The organism is Massilia sp. CT11-108 (assembly GCF_047302915.1).
GTDB lineage: Bacteria > Pseudomonadota > Gammaproteobacteria > Burkholderiales > Burkholderiaceae_D > Telluria > Telluria orientalis.
The window spans coordinates 1-312 of sequence record NZ_JBKYMO010001407.1; the positions used below are offsets into that span (position 1 = coordinate 1).

The following is a 312-nucleotide window of genomic DNA, read 5'->3' on the forward strand; positions in this document are numbered from 1 at the left end:
GCGCACGACGGCCGCCAGGTCCACGGGGGCGACGTCGATGCGCAGCTTGCCGGACGCGATGCGCGACACGTCGAGCAGGTCGTCGACGAGGTGTTTCAGGTGCGCGACCTGGCGCCGCATGATGCCGCGCTCGCGGCGCGAGGCGGCGTCGTCGCGCAAGTCCATCAGGTCGAGCGCGCCGGCGATGGGGGCCAGCGGATTGCGCAGTTCGTGGCCCAGCACGGCGAGGAACTCGTCCTTGGCGCGGCCGGCCTGGCGCGCCAGTTCCAGCGCGTCCTCGCGGTCCCGCTCGTGCGCCGCGCGGCGTGCGCC

1 protein-coding gene is annotated in these 312 nt (G+C 75.0%); it reads right to left on the reverse strand.

Features of this window, described 5'->3' with window-relative positions; all coding sequences use genetic code 11:
- Window positions 1–312, reverse strand: a 312-nt coding sequence (locus ACEN88_RS35035; protein ID WP_413347029.1) for a sensor histidine kinase, incomplete at both ends; no start/stop codon positions are given.